We start from the raw sequence: 19,042 nt of genomic DNA on the forward strand, positions 1-19,042 counted from the left end.
ATGCGCTCCAGGCGTGTTACCTGCATTTTTAAATAAGACAGCGACTGGGCGAGTGAGTCATGAAGCTCACGGGCAATAATCGTGCGCTCGTTGACAAGAGAAAGCTGTTGCTCTTCTTCAATACGCTTCTGTAAAAAGATAGCTGTGGCCAGGTTGTCGGTAAGCGTATTGAGTAGCTGCTGCTTCGATGCGTTGATGGGCGCAGAGTAGCCCACGGTCAGGGAGCCAAGAATCTCCTCGCCAACCGCAACGGGCAGCACGATCGCTTCGGCATTGCGAGCAACTGCATTGCCTCGTTGCGGCTCCAGGCAGGCAAGGCAGTTTAAGTCTCGACAATAGAGAGGCCGCTCGGATGAGTGGGTTGCTAAAATTGCCATATCAGTATCGTCATGCTCGCTGCGCAGCGAAAGCACGATAGGGCCGATATCCAGTAAGTCTTCAAGCTCGCGTAAGATAGGTGCCGTGCTGGCGCAAAGGTCATTGCCGCCCCATAAAGCGTACGGCTCCCATTGTGAATGATCTGGAGGGCGCGATTGTGGCGTTTAAGCTCTGCCTGCTTGCGAGATACACGCGCTTCCAACGCCTGGTAACGCGTATCCAGCCTCGCTGCCATCTGATCAAAAGCGCGCCCAAGCTGGCCTAGCTCATCGTGGCTGGAAAAATTAGAGCGATATTGGAAGTTGCCATGGCCCGCTTCGCGGCTCAGGACTCTAAGCTGGCGAAGCGGCGTCACCAGATTATGCCGAATATCGTAGAGCGCAATGAAAAGCAGCACACCAATCAAAAGGAAAAAAAGCAGCTGCAGAGAACCCAGTAAATGCATCTTGGATTTAGTGCTGCTTTCAAGTGTCGAGACATACTGGTCAATATGATGAATAAGATTATTCAGCGCTACTCTGGCTTGTGCTACATCATTGCTACTACCATGAATAGCATCATCAAGCAGGGGGATTAAGGTGTTATGCCACAGCGCTTTTAGCCCAGCAAGCTGCTCTTGAAGGATCTCATCATGGGTGTAGTGATATCCAACGGCGAGTGCTGGGCCTTCCAGTTTCGCGGTAAGCTGATCAGTCAGTCGGCTAACGTTTTGTTGAGACCCGTTTTGTGTTTGGGTCAATGGGCCTAAGGCTTCAGAAAGCTGCGCGCTGTTCAAGCGTAATGAGCCCGCGATATTAATCGCCGCTGCATCACCTTGGCTATTTTGGGCAATCATCATGGTGAAGCCGATGCTGAGAACGGTCATCCCCGTGATGGCCAGGAGGTAAGCAGTAATACGAGCTACAAGAGAGTGGCGTAAGAGATTCATGCGACTCCCATGGATTTAAAAAAGGAGGGGGCTTAAAAAGATAAGTAAAAGCTGCTGAAGCCGACGGCATGGCTAACGATAAATGACTATATTACTTATCGAAAGATATGAGAAGCAGATACATCGTATCCTGATGAATCATGTAATCTTCTTTGTCTCTCGTCAATATAACGGTTGGTTAAGAGGCCTATCACGTAAAACTTAAAAAAGTGAGGCCGTGTGGTTTTTTTTAGATTCGGGTATTTCTGATGAGCGTTATTTTTAGCGCTCACAAGCGACGTCTTCGCACATTGAAAATGCGCTAGAACTATGGCGTTCAACGGCGTTTAGTAAGCCCAAACAACCGCGAGCAAAACACCCCATCCAAGAATGCCGGCTGACATAATAGTATAAGTGGCTGATATAGTGGCAACATCTAGCTCGTTACGAGTGCAGAGCGCTTGCAAGCCGTGATAAATCAGACTGCATGAAACGCCTAGAGCCGCCAATCCGACGATCACATTGAAAAATAACGAGGGCACCCATAGCGCAAGGGCTGATATCCATAAGGGAAGAGGAGCGAGTGTGGCAAGTAAATAGGCATTTTTATAGCTAATTGAAAGCTGCTCGACACCATTGACGACTGCGTGAATAACCCAGCCCATTATAAAAAAAGTCAGTAGCTCGGCCAAAAAAAGAATTGTCGTAATAAATCGCCACTCCCTTTCAGCAAAACCGGTCATAAAGGTATCGCCATAATGCGTTCCTGCATAATAGAGCATTAAAGGGGGCAATAACGACATGGGAAGAACCACACACCACGCTAACGTGGGAATGGAAGGCGAGTTCGATTTAAGCGCTTGCCAACCAGCGCGATGACTAAAGGGCATTTTGAAAAATGTAAGTACATTCATCTCAACTACCTCTTGGTGTCTTAAAATTAAACGGCTATATATCATATAATGATGTTTTATTTTTAGAGGACGTCTTCGGTATTGTCAAGCGGGGGAAAGTCGTCACGAGCACGTTAAGGAGCATTCATGGCAGAAAAAACAGCAGTGCAAAAAGGTGAGCTTGATAAGGAAGATTTCGAGCGTCTATCTCAGTTTCGCTATCAGTTACGCTGTTTTTTACGTCGCAGCGAAGATATCTGCCGCAAGCATGGGCTCACCGCGTTGCAATACCAGCTGTTGCTGCACTTACGCGGTTTTGCTGAGCGTGATTGGGCAACGGTAGGTGAGCTTGCCGAGCGGCTGCAAGCCAAGCATCACGGCACTGTGGCATTGGTCGATCGCTGTGAGCAGCTATCACTCGTTGAGCGCCGTCAAGGACGTGAAGACCGCCGCCAAATAGAAGTGCACTTGTTGGAGGAGGGAATCGAACGTGTCACCCGAATTGCTGAAGCGCATCAGCCAGACCTCTACCAGCTTCACGCCGGTATGTTATTCCCGCCTGGTGAGTAATGCGCGCTAATGGCGTCACTTTTTATGGGTAACGTCATCAGCTTAGCCATGAAAGCGGAGTCCGATGCATCGCAACGCCCAGTATATAGATAAATACAAGCACCGCTGCCACGGCGGCACCGGCCCGAATGGCTGGTGTTTTACCGCGTTTAATCGCCATTGTACCGAGCAGAATATAAACAATCAGCGCGGTGATTTTGGCGCTGATCCATGGCGGAAGTGGCCAGAAGCTCAGCATGATGGCTAATAGCACGCCGAAGGTTAGAAGCGCCGTATCGATGATATGGGGGAGTATCTTGACCCAGCGCGCCTTAAGAATCGGTCGCTCAGTGACTGACCAATAAGCACGTACTATAAAGAAGGCGAGGCTCGCATAGGCGGCCGCCATATGAAGATGCTTAACCGCAAAATAGTGCTCAATCATACGTTTATCTCTGGATTAAAATAGCTTCTTGTGAACAAAAAACACCTCTTTTCGCTGAGGGGTTATACGGAGTTTCATCGCTATCTTGTCTGATTTACTGCCATGAATGAAACGTCGTCGCCTGTGGTCTTTAGCCGCGTATCCCTTAAGAGGTAGGGTGGGGTTATATGGAGGTAACCTGGCAGATATTGCCGTTTTAATCGCTCAGAATCGATTTCCAAGACGTCTGTTTAGGCATTGCTTTCTTTTTGGCGCCAGGGAGATCGACCATGAGTCATTTTATTGACCGGCTAAATTTTTTCCGCAAAACGCGCGAGCCTTTTGCCAATGACCACGGCGAAGTTCGCCAGGAAGACCGCCAGTGGGAAGACAGTTACCGCCGCCGATGGCAACACGACAAGGTCGTCCGCTCTACCCACGGCGTTAACTGTACCGGCTCGTGTAGCTGGAAAATTTACGTCAAAAACGGCCTGGTGACATGGGAAACTCAGCAGACCGATTACCCGCGTACACGCCCCGACCTGCCTAATCATGAGCCTCGCGGCTGCCCTCGAGGGGCGAGCTACTCGTGGTACCTTTACAGTGCTAACCGTCTCAAGTATCCCCTTGTCCGTAAACCGCTGTTGGAGCTTTGGCGTGCAGCGTTAAGTGAAAAAGGCGACCCGGTAGAGGCCTGGGCCTCGATTGTTGAAGATCCGGCCAAAACCAAAGAGTACAAACGCGCCCGCGGCATGGGCGGCTTTGTTCGTGGCAACTGGGATGAGCTTAATGAGTTAATCGCGGCTTCCAACGTTTATACCGCCAAACAGTACGGGCCTGACCGCATCATTGGCTTTTCACCTATCCCTGCCATGTCGATGGTCAGTTACGCCGCCGGTAGCCGCTACCTGTCGTTAATCGGCGGCGTATGCATGAGCTTTTACGACTGGTACTGCGATTTGCCACCCGCCTCGCCGATGACGTGGGGCGAACAAACCGATGTTCCCGAATCTGCCGACTGGTACAACTCAGGCTATATCATTGCCTGGGGGTCGAATGTGCCTCAGACCCGCACGCCAGACGCCCACTTCTTCACCGAGGTTCGCTATAAGGGCACCAAAACCGTTTCCATTACCCCCGATTACGCCGAGGTTTCCAAACTCACAGATGAGTGGCTCTCTGCCAAACAGGGCACCGACGCAGCGCTCGCCATGGCCATGGGCCACGTCATTCTCAAAGAGTTTCACCTTGAAAATCCCAGCGCCTACTTTACCGATTACGTGCGCCGGTATACCGATATGCCCTGCCTGGTCGAGCTGGAGCCACGCGATGATGGCTCTCTTGTGCCCGGGCGCCAACTGCGCGCCAGTGATATTGCTGATCACCTGGGGCAGGACAATAATCCTGAGTGGAAAACACTGGTTTGGGATGACGCACGTGATCAGCTGGTAGTCCCGCAGGGCTCTATTGGTTTCCGGTGGGGGGAAGAAGAAGCTCACCAGGGTAAATGGAACCTGGAGCCTTTGGATGCCGACGGCGTTGAGATTTCACCTCTCCTGAGCCTTGCCGAGCGCCATGACGACGTCGCGCGCGTGGCTTTTCCCTATTTCGGCGGTATCGAGCATAAGCACTTTGCGCATGTAGAAGGCGAAAGTGGCGACCGCTTGTTCCACAGCCTGCCCGCTAAACGGCTGCAAAAAGCCGATGGCAGCAGCGTGCTGGTGGTGACGGTCTTTGACCTGATGTGTGCCAACTACGGTATCGACCGTGGGTTTGGTCAAGCGGGTGAGGACGATGGCGCTACCGACTATGCCCAGATAAAACCTTACACCCCCGCTTGGCAGGAAAAAATTACCGGCGTCTCGGCAGAGCAGTGCACTCGTATCGCGCGGGAATTTGCCGATAATGCCCACAAGACACGTGGGCGCTCCATGATTATCGTGGGTGCCGGTATGAACCACTGGTACCACATGGACATGAACTATCGCGGCTTGATCAATATGCTGATCATGTGCGGGTGTATTGGCCAGAGCGGCGGCGGCTGGGCACACTATGTCGGCCAGGAAAAATTGCGCCCCCAAACGGGCTGGCTGCCCTTGGCATTTGGGCTTGATTGGACGCGCCCACCGCGTCATATGAACTCTACGTCATTCTTCTATAACCACTCTTCGCAGTGGCGCTATGAGAAGCTTGAGATCAAAGAGATTCTTTCACCACTGGCTGACCCTCGCCGTCACACCGGCAGCCTGATCGACTACAACGTACGCGCCGAGCGTATGGGCTGGCTGCCGTCTGCCCCTCAGCTAACCACGAATCCGCTGCATTTGGCGGGCAAGGCCAAAGACGCCGGCATGGCCACCAAGGATTATGTCGTTCAGCAATTAAAAGCCGGTGAGCTTTCCTTTGCTGCCGAAGACCCGGATAACCCCCAGAACTTCCCGCGTAACATGTTTATCTGGCGTTCTAACCTGCTGGGTAGCTCCGGTAAAGGGCATGAATACATGCTCAAGTACCTGCTGGGGACTCGGCATGGCATTCAGGGTAAAGACCTGGGCGATTTTGGCGGGCAGAAGCCAGAAGAGGTCAAATGGCACGACGAGGCGCCTGAAGGCAAGCTTGACCTATTAGTCACGCTTGATTTTCGTATGTCGACGACCTGCCTCTATTCGGACATCGTGCTACCCACGGCGACCTGGTATGAAAAGAACGACCTTAATACCTCCGACATGCACCCGTTTATCCATCCGCTAACGGCTGCCACCGATCCTGCCTGGGAGTCGCGCAGCGATTGGGATATTTATAAAGGCATCGCCAAGGCGTTCTCGAAAGCGTGTGTGGGCCACTTGGGCGAAGAGACGGATTTAGTCACGCTCCCCATGCAGCACGACTCTCCGGGCGAGCTTGCGCAGATAGATGTAAAGGATTGGAAAAAGGGCGAGTGCGCGCCCATCCCCGGCAAAACCATGCCTGCATTGATAGAAGTACAGCGCGATTACCCCGCCACGTACGAGCGTTTTACCTCACTTGGCCCGGCGCTTGAAAAGCTCGGTAATGGTGGCAAAGGCATCAGTTGGAACACGGATAGCGAAATAGAACTGATCGGCAAACTGAATCACGTTAAGCATGAAGGCCCGGCAAAAGGGCGCCCGAACATCGAAAGCGCTATTGACGCGGCAGAAACCGTACTGACGCTGGCGCCAGAAACCAATGGCCAGGTAGCACTCAAGGCGTGGGAGGCACTCTCCAAAATTACCGGGCGCGACCACTCGCATCTGGCACGACCTAAAGAGGATGAAAAAATCCGCTTTAGCGATATCGTGGCGCAACCGCGCAAGATTATTTCCAGCCCCACTTGGTCGGGCCTGGAGGATGAACACGTCTCCTATACCGCCGGGTATACCAACGTTCATGAGCTGATTCCATGGCGCACGGTCAGTGGACGTCAGCAGTTTTATCAGGATCATGCCTGGATGCGTGATTTCGGCGAAAGCCTGTTGGTGTATCGCCCACCGATCAACACCCGCGCCGCGGAAAATTTCAAGCTGCCCGAGGATAACGGTTTCAAAAGCAAGGCGCTGAATTTCCTGACACCGCACCAAAAGTGGGGGATTCACTCCACCTACTCCGACAACCTGCTGATGTTGACGCTGAATCGCGGTGGCCCCGTGGTGTGGCTTTCCGAAGGTGATGCTGCCGATATCGATATTCAAGACAACGACTGGATAGAGGTTTATAACGCCAACGGGTCGATTGCTGCCCGCGCCGTGGTCAGTCAGCGCGTTAAGGATGGCATGGTGATGATGTACCACGCCCAAGAGCGTCAGGTGAACGTCCCCGGTTCGGAAATTACCGGCACGCGTGGTGGTATTCATAACTCTGTGACGCGTGTTTGCCCTAAACCCACTCATATGATCGGCGGCTACGCCCAGCTCGCTTACAGCTTCAACTACTACGGAACCGTAGGCTCGAACCGCGATGAGTTCGTGCTGGTACGCAAGATGAAGCATATCGAATGGCTGGATGGTGAAGGCCAGGATGACGTTCAGGAGGCGGTGAAATGAAAATTCGCTCTCAGGTAGGCATGGTCCTTAACCTTGATAAGTGCATTGGTTGTCACACCTGCTCGGTAACGTGCAAAAACGTCTGGACTAGCCGCGAAGGTGTCGAGTATGCCTGGTTCAACAACGTTGAAACCAAGCCGGGTATCGGCTATCCCAAAGAGTGGGAAAACCAGGCCAAGTGGAAGGGCGGCTGGATGCGCAGCCGTGATGGCAAGATAGAGCCACGCATTGGCGGTAAATGGCGTGTATTGGCCAATATCTTCGCCAACCCCGACTTACCCGCTATTGATGACTACTACGAACCCTACACCTTTGATTACCAGCACCTGCACACTGCCAAGCCCGGCCAGCACCAGCCGGTAGCCCGCCCGCGTTCACTGATCTCTGGCGAGCGTATGAAGAAAATTGAATGGGGCCCTAACTGGGAGGAAATTCTAGGCACCGAGTTTGCCAAGCGCCGCAAGGACATAAACTTCGAACAGGTGCAGGCAGATATCTACGGCCAGTTTGAAAACACCTTTATGATGTACTTGCCGCGGCTGTGTGAGCACTGCCTTAACCCCACCTGCGTGGCAAGCTGCCCCAGTGGCGCCATTTACAAACGTGAAGAAGACGGCATCGTACTGATTGACCAGGATAAATGTCGCGGCTGGCGGATGTGTATTTCCGGTTGCCCCTACAAGAAGATCTACTACAACTGGAAAAGCGGCAAATCCGAGAAGTGTATTTTCTGTTACCCGCGTATTGAGTCGGGCCAGCCAACCATCTGCTCAGAAACCTGCGTGGGGCGCATTCGTTATTTGGGTGTCCTGCTTTATGACGCCGACCGCATTGAGGAAGTCGCAAGCTCCGCCGACGAGCAGGACTTGTACCACCGCCAGCGCGACATCTTCCTGGACCCTCATGACCCCGAGGTCATTGCCCAAGCCAAGAAAGACGGTATTCCCGACAACGTCATTCAGGCCGCTCAGGCATCGCCCGTCTACAAGCTGGCCATTGATTGGGAGCTGGCGCTTCCGCTGCACCCTGAATACCGCACGCTGCCCATGGTCTGGTACGTACCGCCGCTGTCGCCCATTCAGTCTGCGGCCGAAGCGGGTAAGGTCGAGTTCGATGGCGTGATGCCAAAAATTGAGTCGCTGCGCATCCCGGTGAAGTACTTGGCCAATATGCTGACCGCCGGGGAAGAAGCCCCCGTTGTGCTCGCGCTTAAGCGTTTGATGGCGATGCGCCTTTATATGCGCGGTAAGCATGTTGAAGGAGAAGCGGATATCAGCGTACTGGAAGATGTGGGTCTAAGCGTTGCTCAGGTGGAGGACATGTACCGCTATCTGGCAATCGCCAACTATGAAGATCGGTTCGTAATTCCAACCAGCCACCGCGAGATGGCGCGCGACGCCTTCCCAGAACGGGGTGGGTGCGGATTCACCTTTGGTGACGGGTGCAACGGCGAGAGCACAGCGAACCTGTTCAACGGTCGGCCTGTTGAAAGCACGATGGTGAAACCGGTCAATGTTTTTGATCCGCAGGCGCAATCCGAGGAGGCTCGTCATGAGTAATCTGGCAGAACCGCTCTTGACCCCAGAGCAACAGACCATGCGCAGCCTGCGCGTACTGTCGCGGTTGCTTGACTACCCAACAGCTGAATTGCAGCAGGCCGTAGGGGAGCTTGTCGAGATCGTGGCCGCGGAGAATCGCTGGCCCGCTTCGTTACGCCAACGTTTGATGAGTTGGTGTCAGCAAATTGCCGATAGCGAGCTTTTAAGCCTTCAAGCCGAGTATGTCGCGCTTTTCGAACAGGGGCGGGCTACATCGATGCTGCTGTTTGAACACGTACACGGAGAATCGCGAGAGCGTGGCCAGGCTATGGTGGATCTCATGGATGAGTACCGAAAGGCGGGTTTTGAGCTAGACGCCCGGGAGCTGCCTGACTATTTACCGCTGTTCCTGGAGTATCTCTCCACGCGAAGCGATGCGGAAATGGCCCGCTGGATTGGCAATATCCGCCATATTCTGGCGCTACTTGCCGCTCGCCTGGAAGAGCGTGATAGCGACTATGCCCTGGTGACCCATGCGCTGCTGGCGCTCATTGGCGCCGAAGCGGACATAAACGCGCATCGCCCCGTTGTGAAGGCGGAAAAGCCTGACAATACCCCCGAAGCGCTGGATGCCGTATGGGAAGAGGAAGCCGTACGCTTTTCTGCGGCATCCGACGAGGACTGTGCGTTGCAATCTGCCGAAGGGCGTCGCTTGGCTGAACGCAAGCAGGGTGTTCAACACGATGCCGTTCGCATTCTCTCTCCCGGAGCCCAGCCTCCGGCAATGGGTCGTTAACAGGAGAATCTCAATGTCCGCTATTACGACTTACCTCGAGCATTTTATCTACGGCTACTATCCCTATCTCGCCGGTACCGTATTTCTGTTTGGGAGCCTGGTGCGTTTTGACTACGGGCAGTACACCTGGAAGACCGGATCCAGCCAGATGCTGTCGACCAAAAACATGCGCCTGGCCAGCAATCTCTTCCATATCGGCATCATTACCATCTTTTTTGGCCACTTGGTTGGTCTGCTTACCCCACACTGGATGTATGAGCACTTTCTTCTCCCTAGCACCAAGCAACTGCTTGCCGTGGTGATTGGTGGTATTGCCGGCGTGTTGTGTGTGATCGGCGGGGCGATGCTGCTTTATCGGCGGATGTTCAATCCACGTGTGCGCGCCTCATCGAGTAAAATGGATACGCTGATTCTGGCTATTTTGCTTATTCAGGCATGCCTTGGGCTCACTACCATTTTCTTCACGCTGGGCCATATGGATGGTGAAATGATGCTGACGTTGGCAAGCTGGGCACAGGCCATTGTGTTCTTTAATGGCGGTGCAGCGAACTATCTGCAGGATGTTTCCTGGATATTCAAGCTGCATATCTTTTTGGGGCTAACCATTATCCTGTTGTTCCCTTTCACTCGGCTAGTGCATGTATGGAGCGCGCCTTTCGGTTATCTGACCCGGCGCTATCAATTAGTGCGTAAACGCGGCTAAACGATAATTTATCAGGAGAGTTGTTATGCAAATGATTGATATCGAAGCGCTGCCAAGTGAAGCCACACTACCATTGATACAGGTGGGCAGCCGCGCTATTGAAGAAAGCGACATTGCCCATGAAATGCAGTATCACCCCTCAGACAGTGCGGGGAGTGCCCAGCTTAAGGCTGCGCGGGCGTTGGTTGTCCGTGAGCTGCTGTGTCAGCAGGCCCAAGCGCAAGGTTTATTGGCTGATAATGAAACAGCGGATGACAAGGTGATTGCACAGCTTCTAGAGCAGGCGCTGAACGTGCCGGAGCCCAGCACCGAGGATTGCCAACGCTTTTATGCGCACCACCCCGAGCGTTTTAGTGAGCCCACACGCTTAAAGGTGCGTCATATTTTGCTGGCTGCGGCGCCTGAAGATGCTGTGGCTCGGGATGCACACTATCAGCAAGGCGTAACACTGCTGGAAACATTGAAGGACGATCCTGCGCGCTTTACGGAGTTTGCCCAGCGCCACTCAGCGTGTCCTTCCAACACCCAAGGTGGGGAACTCGGCTGGTTGGCCCAAGGGCAAACGGTTGCTGAACTTGACCGAGTGCTACACCACTTACCCAACGGCCTTCATGAGCGGCCCATTGCCTCCCGCTATGGTTGGCACTTGGTGGTGGTTGATGCCCGCGAGGAAGGGCAGTTGCTGCCTTACGAAGCCGTTACCGAACGTGTTCGCCATCACCTGGAGGAACAGGCAACGCGGCGCGCATTGCGCCACTACCTGTTGTCATTAGAGGCGGAGATAGGCGTCCAGGGAATCGCGCTTGACGACGACGCGGGCGGTAGTCTGATGCAATAGGACCGCTCTGCGTGGTTATCGGCTTGCCCGGACTTTATGGAACCATTTCTTTCTTCTAAGGTTGAAGTGATATAGGAAAAAGGAGAACGGCCATGGAACATGTCGATAAGTGTCAGAAATGTGGTAAGGAATATATCGCCGACGCAAACGATACGGAAAATGCCCTCCCAACGTGTGGCACTTGTGGTGCAGAAATATACAGCGGGGGGGCGAACTCAGAGTTTAGCGTGACAGGTGATAATGATGATGAGCATCCGATTGAAAGGGGATTGCGAAAAGTCACCGATGAAATTACCGGAGATAAAAAGAAAGTTTGATTGAACCGCTTGAGGCTGAAAACTCTCATAGACTCCGCCACCCTTGGCCTAGACGTCGTTACGGCTAGCCAAGGGTCGCAGAACTAAATATCACGCTACATCGTTATGTTGCTCTGCTAATGCCCTGCGTAGCTTGGCGTTTTCAGTAGCCAATATCTTGTTTTCGGCGATAAGCCCATATTTTTCAGATTCAAGGCTGTCGACACGGTTAATAAGCTGGTTGATAACCAAACGCCGGTAAATAGCTGAAAACGCAATTTTGGTACCCTGATGAACAGCGATCATCACTTTCTCCTCCATGAGTTATGTATCAACCCGAATACGGGTGATGAAAGACTATAGGCCTTTTTTCATCTAATGTTACATACTATTTTTAAATCAAAAGAAGGTTTCTTATTGTTAATTTGTATTAGAGTGCATGGCGTCCTCAATAAGTATGATAAATAAGATTATAGTTATAACTACTTATGGCTAAGTTTCTACTACTTAACCCGAAGTGGATTAGCAGGTGGTCTCATTGTTTGGCTAGTTGGCTAACTAACAGAGTTACTGCAGGTTAATAAATAAGTGCGTTTTTACTATCAATTATACTATGTTACTTACAGGCCATTTTTAGTGTGTCAATCTCAACCCACTGGACAAGGATGTTCAGCAAGGAAGCTTGCGGAGTGTACAAGGATGCAACGTTAAAGCCCGGCCTCTGGTCGGGCTTCTTGCTTTAAGCGTAAAAGTAAATAACGTATATCTGGATTATATCGTCGGTTACGTTGGGTTCGCCTTGCCCAAGTGTAAATTCTTCTCAGGTGCGAGGCATACATTTCGTTATGGTGGGTAATCCATGAGAATTAAAAAAATGAACATGGCCGTTTAGCAACCAAGCTAGCCTACTCTACAGGTTGTTGTTTAATAATCATTAACAAGAAGCCCTGCCAAGTTGACCTTTGCTGATACCCGTATCTATACCTATAGGCCTAGTGAACATTTATATGAAAGTGACGAGCTAAGGCGTAGCTTTGCCATGGAGGCTTAAATGAGTAAGCAGCTGGTAGGTGATTTTCTGGTTCAACGTTTGGGTGAGTGGGGTGTTAAACGTATTTTCGGGTATTCGGGAGATGGCAGCAACGGCATCATGGGGGCATTACAACGAGCGGGTGACCAGTTCGAGTTCGTGCAAGCCCGTCATGAAGAGATGGCGGCATTCATGGCGTGTGCTCATGCCAAGTTTACGGGGGAAGTTGGTGTGTGTACCGCGACTTCCGGGCCTGGTGCCATTCATCTGCTTAATGGCTTGTACGATGCCAAAAAAGATCATCAGCCAGTCGTCGCCATTGTTGGACAGCAAGCACGTGCGGCCTTGGGCGGTGAATATCAGCAAGAAGTCGACCTGGTGTCGCTTTTCAAAGACGTCGCCCATGAATTCGTGCATATGGCGACCAGCCCAGCTCAGATACGCCACCTTATTGACCGCGCTATCCGTATAGCCCTGGCCGAGCGGACCGTGACGGTTATCATCATTCCCAATGACCTTCAGTCCCAGCCTGCGGTTGAAACACCTGCGCATGCTCACGGTACTGTGCATTCGGGCGTGGGCTACTCAAGCCCCATTACCGTGCCTCATGACAATGATTTGCGCCAAGCCGCCCAAGTGTTAAATGAAGGAAAGAGAGTGGCGATGCTAGTGGGTGCTGGGGCTCTGAATGCGACCGATGAGATTGTTCAGGTGGCTGACAGGCTAGGCGCTGGTGTCGCTAAGGCGCTACTGGGGCGTGCAGTGCTTCCTGACGACTTGCCTTTCGTTACCGGATCTATCGGGTTACTGGGTACTAACCCAAGCTGGGAGTTAATGGCCAACTGTGACACGCTATTGATGATTGGCTCAAGCTTCCCCTATTCGGAATTCTTACCGGAGGAGGGGCAGGCCCGGGGTGTACAAATCGATATTGATGGGCGCCAGGTGAGTATGCGCTACCCAATGGAGGTGAACCTCGTGGGTGATAGCGCGACTACCTTACAAGCGCTGTTGCCCTATTTAGAGCAGAAAACAGATCGTGGTTGGCGTCAAGATATTGAGAAAAGTGTTGCCCAATGGTGGGAAGTGCTTGAAGAGCGTGCCATGGCGGAGGCTGACCCGGTTAATCCGCAGCGTGTTTTTTGGGAGCTGTCGCCGCGCCTGCCTGATAGCTGCATTCTCACCAGCGATTCCGGTTCCGCTGCTAACTGGTACGCACGTGATCTCAAATTACGCCGTGGCATGATGGCATCGGTTTCTGGCGGACTTGCCACGATGGGAAATGGCGTTCCCTATGCGATAGCCGCCAAGTTCGCTTATCCCGAACGGGTGACCATTGCATTGGTTGGGGACGGGGCCATGCAGATGAACGGTAATTCGGAGTTAATTACCATTGCCAAGTATTGGCAGCAGTGGGCGGACCCACGCTTGATCGTTATGGTGCTTAATAACCAGGACCTTAATCAAGTCACGTGGGAAATGCGGGTAATGGAAGGCGACCCGAAGTATGAAGCCTCGCAGGATCTCCCTGACTTTCCCTATGCCGAATATGCCGAGCTTATTGGGCTCAAGGGCATTAAGGTCAGCGATCCTGAGATGCTTGCCACTGCCTGGGAGCAGGCCTTAAGTGCTGACCGCCCTGTTGTGCTGGAAGTTATAACTGACCCTGATGTTCCGCCGATCCCGCCGCATATAAAGCCCGAGCAGGCGAAAGCCTATATGTCAGCGCTTTTGCACGGCGACCCCGACGCGCTGGGTACGGTTAAAGCCTCGTTTCGGCAGTTTGCCCGGCAGATAACCCCCAAGCTTCGCAAGCACTGACACCCCAAGCCGCATAAAAGGAGAGTCTCATGTCGTTAAAAGCCTTGGCTATCAACTGTACGCTTAAAGCGTCACCCGCAGCGTCTTCTTGTGATCGACTTATATCCGAGACCTTGGCAGCGCTTGAGCGCCATGGCGTCACTGGCGAGAAAATCCGTGCTGCGGATTTTAATATTAAGCCCGGTGTGACATCGGATGAAGGTGAGGGTGATGATTGGCCGCAAATACGAAAGCAGATTCTGGATGCCGATATCTTCATCCTGGGCAGCCCTATCTGGTTAGGCCATCACTCCAGTATCTGTCAACGTGTATTAGAGCGACTGGATGCGTTTCTTGGCGAAACCGATGAGCAGGGACGAATGGTCTCGTATGGTCGGGTCGCCGGTGTCGTGGTGGTAGGTAATGAAGATGGCGCTCATCATATTGTTGCCGAGCTGTTTCAGGGGCTAAACGACGTTGGTTTTACCCTTCCTGCCAACGCATGCACCTATTGGGTAGGTGAAGCCATGCAGGGAGTCGACCTCAAGGATTTTGAGAAGACACCAGAAGCGACTCAGAGCGCTACGGCAGGCCTGGCGCTTAATTGTGTTCACTTGGCCACGTTATTAAAGCAGAACCCGTATCCACCACAAGAGAGCTAGGCGCTGAATGTGCTATAGGTGCACATACGCAGTTAATTCACTTCTCAGCTAAGCTGTAAAGGTATGTCGCACACAACACAAGGAGTAAGTTTAAATGGCATTTCCGAAACGATGTGCCCAATGTGGCAGCGAAGACTACCGTTTCCCTGAAAACACAGACGAAGATGACAATATCTACTGCAGTGCCTGCAATGCCGTCGTGGGAAATAAAAAAGAGCTGGCGAAAGAGGAGTTGGATAATGAAGGCGAGGGCGACCACCAGGTTGAGACGCTGCTTAGATCGTTAACGGGTAAAAAATAGCGGCCTCCTTCTGCTTGCTACATTATTATCGTCCACCAGCCTGTCAGCTGTCAGGCTGGTGGATGTTCAGCCGTCGTACTGTTATCGATACTACTAAGTCGTTGCATATTTTTTGTTAAGTTCATTAACGGCTTCATCGGCTTCAGGCTTGGTCGCACAACGTTTGCGTACCAAATCGCCATCTCTTTCTTCCTCCTCACGCAAGTCTACGACCCACCACTCAGGCTGGGCATCAATTTCAGCGCCTTCCTGAACCGCTCGATACACCATAAACGTCGCCATCATCCGCTCCCTGGTTTGAAATCCTTTTATAACGTAGCTGATGGCGTGCGGCTTGAATACGACGTCAGCCACCTGCCAATCAGTTTTAAAAACCTTCTTAACATGTATTAGGTCACGGGCTGTTAGCTTGGAAATACCGGTCAGGCGAGCTAGCTTGAAATGGAGCTGGCGGCTCATGGATCCTGAATAAGAGGGAGAGAAGGGTATGGATAACCACACGCAAGGCCAGACAGGAAACGGGTTGGACGTCATCAATATTTTAACGACTGACCACCAGGAAATGCTGGAGCTACTTGCCCAAGTAGAAAGCAGTAACGACCCCGAGCAACGTCGAGTCTTGATAGACGCCGCTATTGCCGAAGTGATGCGCCATGCCGTTGCTGAGGAAATGTATGTTTACCCTGCTATGGAGAAACATATTCCTAATGGGCGTGATGAAGTTGAGCACGATAAGAGAGAGCATGATGAATTGGTCAACGTGATGAAGAAGCTAGAGGATGTCGATGCGTCAGACCCCACGTTTATGCCGTTGACTAAAGAGATGGAAAAGCAGCTTCGCCACCACATTGATGATGAAGAGTCCGACCAATTTCCCAAACTACGTAATCATATACCCGTTGATGAACTTATCGACTTGGGGAATAAAGTCGACGCTGCCAAAAGCTAGCGCCGACACGGCCGCACCCTAGCGCACCTCATTCTGAGCTATTTCATAAGAGCGTCGGGCCGGGCGTCGGCATGGTTGATCGGCTACTGGATAAGCTTCAAGGCCGTCATACCGGTTAATAGGCTTTTGAAAACCTGCCATCTGAAATTTATGGTTCGTTGCCGAAAGCCCCATGGTGTGCCGTGGGGCTTTCGTTCGTTGAGTTGTTAACTATTATACGGCATAACGGTACTGCAGAAATTTTCTTTCAGGGAATGCCTATGTCGATGTTTTTCCAGCGTCTTAAAGAAGTGTCTTCGCCTGCTGTTGGCCTTGGTTGTATGAACTTGTCTCATGGTTATGGTCAGCAGGTGTCTGAAAAAGACGCCCTGCGAGCATTGCATGAAGCGTTTGAAATGGGGTATCGGCACTTTGACACCGCGACACTGTATGGGGCCACGGCGAATGAGCGCTTACTGGGCAATGCCTTAAAAGACAAGCGCCAAGCGCTGTTGTTGGCCAGTAAATGCGGTATGGCGATTGATGCTGAGACGGGAAAGCGGGTTATCAATGGTCGACCAGACATACTACGCCAACAGTGTGAGGCAAGCCTGACACGTTTAAAGACCGATCATATCGATATCTATTACCTGCACCGGCTTGATCCCGGCGTACCCGTCGAGGAGAGTGTCGGCGAACTGGGTAAGTTGGTCGATGAAGGCAAGATAGGCGGTGTGGGGCTGTCGGAGGTTTCAGCAAAAACGCTTTCCAAAGCGCATAAGGAGTATCCCGTAGCAGTAGTGCAGTCAGAGTATTCCCTCTGGACACGCAACCCCGAAATTGCGCTCATTAAAGCCTGCCAAACACTGGGTGTGGCGATGGTTGCATTTAGCCCCTTGGGTCGTGGTTTTTTGGCAGGAGCGATTCAGGTCGATACAGTGTTTGGTGAGGACGATATGCGGGCTAACATGCCTCGTTTTAACGCTGACAATCTGCCTAAAAATCTAGCGGTGCTTTCACGCTTTCAGGCGCTAGCCCAAGCGCTTGACGTGACTACCGCCCAATTGGCACTGGCCTGGGTAAAAGCACAAGGTGGCCATATAGTGCCCATTCCTGGGACTTGCTCAATCGCTCATATGCGTGAAAACCTGGCAGCCGATAGTTGGGTGCTCGATAAAAACTATCTCAGTGACCTCAACTCAATGATGACACCTGATCAGGTAGCCGGTGAACGGTATAGTCCAGCGCAGCAAGCGGACATCGATACGGAAGAGTTTACTCAGTAGACTAGAGATAGGGCGCTATTTTTCATGGCAGGTTTTTATCGAATACCGCTATTGCTTTCAGCCTGCTTTAAGCTAGCATTCAGCAAAAGGCTGGCTATCGCCAGCCTGGTTCAGGAAAGCCGCCATGATCAAAGCTTTAATCATCTGTTTTGCAGTGCTTTTCGTACAACTTGCGGTGCTACATGTGGTTGATGCCCGGTTATATGCCTCGCAGGATATTCGCCAAACCGCCAGCAGCGCGGTGACTCCGCTGAAAAAAGATGAAGAAATAGAGAGCTAGAAATCGAGCATTAAACACCACGACTGGCGATGACAATATCGTCAGTCGTGGTTTTTTCTGCAAGATGCCGCTATTCAAATCCGTCAATTCTTTCGTTAGAAGAAAGTTGAGTACTTTACATGAACGAAGCGATAAGGACTTGCGTCTGGAACTTGGTAACGGCATGCTGGTCTATTGTTAGCACTATTATTTGGGGAGCATACGTAGATGGCTTATAACGATCTGAACACGGCACAAACACGATCCAGTGGTGTTGCCAACAGCGTCAGCACCAATAAGGTACTGCGCAATACCTACGCATTATTGGCAATGACACTGCTTTTCTCCGCAGTGACCGCTGGCGCATCAGTGGCTATGGGTATCCAACAAATGAACATCTTTGTGTTCTTTATTGGGGCCTACGGCTTGATGTTCCTGGTACATAAAACGGCAAATTCTGCGGCTGGCTTGCTGGCCACCTTCGCTTTTACCGGTTTTATGGGGTTCACACTGGGACCCATCATTTCAGCCTATTTAACGCTCCCTAATGGTGGCGCGCTGATTATGAATGCGCTGGCAATGACAGGCCTTACCTTCTTTGGCCTTTCAGCGGTTGCGTTAACGACCAAGAAAGATTTCAGCTTCTTAAGTAACTTCCTGCTGGCTGGCGCTATTGTGCTAGTGCTTGCGATGGTTGCTGGCTTGATCTTCAACATTCCTGCCCTGTCACTGATGGTATCAGCAGGCTTTGTTCTGTTCGCCTCAGCGGCCATCCTGTATCAAACCAGTGAAATCATTCATCGCGCTGGTGAAACGAACTATATTCTGGCAACCGTTACGCTGTATGTTTCTATCTACAATCTGTTTATCAGCCTGCTTTCAATTTTAGGTATCATGAGCAACGACTAACCAATAGCGTTGTCAGCTGGTAACCGGACAGACCCTACTTGTAGGGTCTGTCTTTTTTTGGCTATCCGATTCGAGAGACGATAATGGAGTATGGTTTATTGGTGATGGGTGCGCCGTATACCAGCCCCGCACCACACTCTGCTTTAAGGTTTGCTCGTACGCTGCTGGCACAGGGGCACCACTTGTCGGGCGTATTTTTTTATCATGAAGGGGTGCACAACGCGTCTTCACTCATGGCCCCACCCCAGGATGAGCTTAACCTGCACGATGCCTGGGTCGAATTACACCGCGCGCATAACGTTCCCCTGGACGTATGCATAGCGGCGGCACTAAGGCGTGGCTTGGCAAGTGAAGCGGAGGCGCTGCGTCATGGTAAAGCATCGTTTAATATAGATGCGCCCTTTGAGTTAACCGGGCTAGGGCAGTTGTTAACCTTACAGCAGCGCTGTGATCGTTTTATTACGTTTGCCTAACAGGAGAGCTA

General features: G+C 51.9%; 21 protein-coding genes. 15 read left to right on the forward strand and 6 right to left on the reverse strand.

Annotated elements, in window-relative coordinates; genetic code table 11:
* The 3 genes from ACT3TJ_RS10855 to ACT3TJ_RS10865 all read right to left on the reverse strand — a co-directional run.
* The coding region (locus tag ACT3TJ_RS10855) for a histidine kinase (protein ID WP_444621623.1) at nt 1-377 on the reverse strand (377 nt) is incomplete at its 3' end.
* Nucleotides 365-1,306 (reverse strand): HAMP domain-containing protein, encoded by a 942-nt coding sequence (locus ACT3TJ_RS10860; protein ID WP_444621624.1) that lies wholly within the window; start codon nt 1,304-1,306, stop codon nt 365-367. The genes ACT3TJ_RS10855 and ACT3TJ_RS10860, both read right to left, overlap by 13 nt.
* Nucleotides 1,307-1,632: 326 nt before the next feature.
* Complete coding sequence (locus tag ACT3TJ_RS10865; RefSeq protein WP_172116670.1) at nt 1,633-2,199, reverse strand: YIP1 family protein; 567 nt, start codon at nt 2,197-2,199, stop codon at nt 1,633-1,635.
* A gap of 126 nt (nt 2,200-2,325) precedes the next feature.
* Between ACT3TJ_RS10865 and ACT3TJ_RS10870 the strand changes: the two genes are divergently transcribed.
* Complete coding sequence (locus ACT3TJ_RS10870; RefSeq protein WP_444621625.1) at nt 2,326-2,748, forward strand: MarR family transcriptional regulator; 423 nt, start codon at nt 2,326-2,328, stop codon at nt 2,746-2,748.
* A 37-nt stretch (nt 2,749-2,785) separates the two neighbouring features.
* Here ACT3TJ_RS10870 and ACT3TJ_RS10875 read toward each other — a convergent pair whose 3' ends face one another.
* Nucleotides 2,786-3,172, reverse strand: a complete 387-nt coding sequence (locus ACT3TJ_RS10875) for a SirB2 family protein (RefSeq protein ID WP_444621626.1) — start codon at nt 3,170-3,172, stop codon at nt 2,786-2,788.
* Between the two features lie 269 nt (nt 3,173-3,441).
* Here ACT3TJ_RS10875 and ACT3TJ_RS10880 point away from each other — a divergent pair, with 269 nt between their 5' ends.
* The 6 genes from ACT3TJ_RS10880 (at nt 3,442) to ACT3TJ_RS10905 (ending at nt 11,404) form a co-directional block, all read left to right on the forward strand.
* Nucleotides 3,442-7,212 carry a nitrate reductase subunit alpha gene (locus ACT3TJ_RS10880; RefSeq protein ID WP_444621627.1) on the forward strand — a complete coding sequence of 1,257 codons (3,771 nt, stop codon included), beginning with the start codon at nt 3,442-3,444 and terminating at the stop codon, nt 7,210-7,212.
* The gene (gene narH, locus ACT3TJ_RS10885; protein WP_193056418.1) at nt 7,209-8,771 is read left to right on the forward strand and encodes a nitrate reductase subunit beta; all 1,563 of its coding nucleotides are present in this window, start codon (nt 7,209-7,211) and stop codon (nt 8,769-8,771) included. The genes ACT3TJ_RS10880 and narH overlap by 4 nt, the downstream gene beginning before the upstream one ends.
* Nucleotides 8,764-9,546, forward strand: a complete 783-nt coding sequence (narJ, locus tag ACT3TJ_RS10890) for a nitrate reductase molybdenum cofactor assembly chaperone (RefSeq protein WP_193054578.1) — start codon at nt 8,764-8,766, stop codon at nt 9,544-9,546. The genes narH and narJ overlap by 8 nt, the downstream gene beginning before the upstream one ends.
* Nucleotides 9,547-9,559: 13 nt before the next feature.
* Complete coding sequence (gene narI, locus ACT3TJ_RS10895) at nt 9,560-10,249, forward strand: respiratory nitrate reductase subunit gamma (RefSeq protein WP_441679318.1); 690 nt, start codon at nt 9,560-9,562, stop codon at nt 10,247-10,249.
* A 25-nt stretch (nt 10,250-10,274) separates the two neighbouring features.
* Nucleotides 10,275-11,087 (forward strand): peptidylprolyl isomerase, encoded by an 813-nt coding sequence (locus ACT3TJ_RS10900; RefSeq protein WP_444621628.1) that lies wholly within the window; start codon nt 10,275-10,277, stop codon nt 11,085-11,087.
* A gap of 92 nt (nt 11,088-11,179) precedes the next feature.
* Nucleotides 11,180-11,404 carry a hypothetical protein gene (locus ACT3TJ_RS10905; protein ID WP_172116663.1) on the forward strand — a complete coding sequence of 75 codons (225 nt, stop codon included), beginning with the start codon at nt 11,180-11,182 and terminating at the stop codon, nt 11,402-11,404.
* 90 nt (nt 11,405-11,494) lie between these two features.
* On the opposite strand, the gene ACT3TJ_RS10910 is transcribed toward ACT3TJ_RS10905, so the two are convergent.
* Nucleotides 11,495-11,689 (reverse strand): hypothetical protein, encoded by a 195-nt coding sequence (locus ACT3TJ_RS10910; protein WP_172116662.1) that lies wholly within the window; start codon nt 11,687-11,689, stop codon nt 11,495-11,497.
* A 745-nt stretch (nt 11,690-12,434) separates the two neighbouring features.
* On the opposite strand from ACT3TJ_RS10910, the gene ACT3TJ_RS10915 reads away from it, so the two are divergent.
* From ACT3TJ_RS10915 to ACT3TJ_RS10925, 3 genes are all read left to right on the forward strand, one after another.
* A complete protein-coding gene (locus ACT3TJ_RS10915; protein WP_444621629.1) occupies nt 12,435-14,234 on the forward strand; it encodes a thiamine pyrophosphate-requiring protein in 1,800 nt (599 codons plus the stop codon).
* 29 nt (nt 14,235-14,263) lie between these two features.
* Nucleotides 14,264-14,875 (forward strand): flavodoxin family protein, encoded by a 612-nt coding sequence (locus tag ACT3TJ_RS10920; protein ID WP_172116660.1) that lies wholly within the window; start codon nt 14,264-14,266, stop codon nt 14,873-14,875.
* Nucleotides 14,876-14,969: 94 nt separating this feature from the next.
* A complete protein-coding gene (locus tag ACT3TJ_RS10925) occupies nt 14,970-15,176 on the forward strand; it encodes a hypothetical protein (protein WP_193056413.1) in 207 nt (68 codons plus the stop codon).
* A 93-nt stretch (nt 15,177-15,269) separates the two neighbouring features.
* Here ACT3TJ_RS10925 and ACT3TJ_RS10930 read toward each other — a convergent pair whose 3' ends face one another.
* Nucleotides 15,270-15,635: a hypothetical protein gene (locus ACT3TJ_RS10930; RefSeq protein ID WP_444624378.1), complete on the reverse strand. Its 366-nt coding sequence runs from the start codon at nt 15,633-15,635 to the stop codon at nt 15,270-15,272.
* 28 nt (nt 15,636-15,663) lie between these two features.
* Between ACT3TJ_RS10930 and ACT3TJ_RS10935 the strand changes: the two genes are divergently transcribed.
* The 5 genes from ACT3TJ_RS10935 (at nt 15,664) to tusD (ending at nt 19,031) form a co-directional block, all read left to right on the forward strand.
* The gene (locus ACT3TJ_RS10935) at nt 15,664-16,125 is read left to right on the forward strand and encodes a hemerythrin domain-containing protein (protein ID WP_444621630.1); all 462 of its coding nucleotides are present in this window, start codon (nt 15,664-15,666) and stop codon (nt 16,123-16,125) included.
* Nucleotides 16,126-16,385: 260 nt separating this feature from the next.
* Nucleotides 16,386-17,390 carry an aldo/keto reductase gene (locus ACT3TJ_RS10940; protein WP_444621631.1) on the forward strand — a complete coding sequence of 335 codons (1,005 nt, stop codon included), beginning with the start codon at nt 16,386-16,388 and terminating at the stop codon, nt 17,388-17,390.
* A 124-nt stretch (nt 17,391-17,514) separates the two neighbouring features.
* On the forward strand, nt 17,515-17,670 hold the full coding sequence (locus ACT3TJ_RS10945; RefSeq protein WP_444621632.1) for a hypothetical protein: 156 nt from the start codon (nt 17,515-17,517) through the stop codon (nt 17,668-17,670).
* A 207-nt stretch (nt 17,671-17,877) separates the two neighbouring features.
* Entirely contained in the window at nt 17,878-18,558 is a 681-nt protein-coding gene (locus tag ACT3TJ_RS10950) for a Bax inhibitor-1/YccA family protein (protein WP_193053578.1), read from the forward strand.
* An 83-nt stretch (nt 18,559-18,641) separates the two neighbouring features.
* The gene (tusD, locus tag ACT3TJ_RS10955; protein WP_172116654.1) at nt 18,642-19,031 is read left to right on the forward strand and encodes a sulfurtransferase complex subunit TusD; all 390 of its coding nucleotides are present in this window, start codon (nt 18,642-18,644) and stop codon (nt 19,029-19,031) included.
* Nucleotides 19,032-19,042 lie beyond the last annotated feature (11 nt).

It is taken from the genome of Halomonas sp. AOP30-A1-24 (assembly GCF_052378165.1).
Classification (GTDB): domain Bacteria; phylum Pseudomonadota; class Gammaproteobacteria; order Pseudomonadales; family Halomonadaceae; genus Vreelandella; species Vreelandella citrativorans.

Bases quoted from the DNA above. Each gene is read 5' to 3' on its own strand.
- ACT3TJ_RS10870 (WP_444621625.1), top strand. From the start codon at position 2,326: ATGGCAGAAAAAACAGCAGTGCAAAAAGGTGAGCTTGATAAGGAAGAT.
- ACT3TJ_RS10865 (WP_172116670.1), bottom strand. From the start codon at position 2,199: ATGAATGTACTTACATTTTTCAAAATGCCCTTTAGTCATCGCGCTGGT.
- ACT3TJ_RS10935 (WP_444621630.1), top strand. From the start codon at position 15,664: ATGGATAACCACACGCAAGGCCAGACAGGAAACGGGTTGGACGTCATC.
- ACT3TJ_RS10920 (WP_172116660.1), top strand. From the start codon at position 14,264: ATGTCGTTAAAAGCCTTGGCTATCAACTGTACGCTTAAAGCGTCACCC.
- tusD (WP_172116654.1), top strand. From the start codon at position 18,642: ATGGAGTATGGTTTATTGGTGATGGGTGCGCCGTATACCAGCCCCGCA.
- narH (WP_193056418.1), top strand. From the start codon at position 7,209: ATGAAAATTCGCTCTCAGGTAGGCATGGTCCTTAACCTTGATAAGTGC.
- ACT3TJ_RS10940 (WP_444621631.1), top strand. From the start codon at position 16,386: ATGTCGATGTTTTTCCAGCGTCTTAAAGAAGTGTCTTCGCCTGCTGTT.
- ACT3TJ_RS10950 (WP_193053578.1), top strand. From the start codon at position 17,878: ATGGCTTATAACGATCTGAACACGGCACAAACACGATCCAGTGGTGTT.
- ACT3TJ_RS10925 (WP_193056413.1), top strand. From the start codon at position 14,970: ATGGCATTTCCGAAACGATGTGCCCAATGTGGCAGCGAAGACTACCGT.
- ACT3TJ_RS10860 (WP_444621624.1), bottom strand. From the start codon at position 1,306: ATGAATCTCTTACGCCACTCTCTTGTAGCTCGTATTACTGCTTACCTC.
- ACT3TJ_RS10910 (WP_172116662.1), bottom strand. From the start codon at position 11,689: ATGATCGCTGTTCATCAGGGTACCAAAATTGCGTTTTCAGCTATTTAC.
- ACT3TJ_RS10945 (WP_444621632.1), top strand. From the start codon at position 17,515: ATGATCAAAGCTTTAATCATCTGTTTTGCAGTGCTTTTCGTACAACTT.
- ACT3TJ_RS10880 (WP_444621627.1), top strand. From the start codon at position 3,442: ATGAGTCATTTTATTGACCGGCTAAATTTTTTCCGCAAAACGCGCGAG.
- ACT3TJ_RS10875 (WP_444621626.1), bottom strand. From the start codon at position 3,172: ATGATTGAGCACTATTTTGCGGTTAAGCATCTTCATATGGCGGCCGCC.
- narJ (WP_193054578.1), top strand. From the start codon at position 8,764: ATGAGTAATCTGGCAGAACCGCTCTTGACCCCAGAGCAACAGACCATG.
- narI (WP_441679318.1), top strand. From the start codon at position 9,560: ATGTCCGCTATTACGACTTACCTCGAGCATTTTATCTACGGCTACTAT.
- ACT3TJ_RS10900 (WP_444621628.1), top strand. From the start codon at position 10,275: ATGCAAATGATTGATATCGAAGCGCTGCCAAGTGAAGCCACACTACCA.
- ACT3TJ_RS10915 (WP_444621629.1), top strand. From the start codon at position 12,435: ATGAGTAAGCAGCTGGTAGGTGATTTTCTGGTTCAACGTTTGGGTGAG.
- ACT3TJ_RS10930 (WP_444624378.1), bottom strand. From the start codon at position 15,635: ATGAGCCGCCAGCTCCATTTCAAGCTAGCTCGCCTGACCGGTATTTCC.
- ACT3TJ_RS10905 (WP_172116663.1), top strand. From the start codon at position 11,180: ATGGAACATGTCGATAAGTGTCAGAAATGTGGTAAGGAATATATCGCC.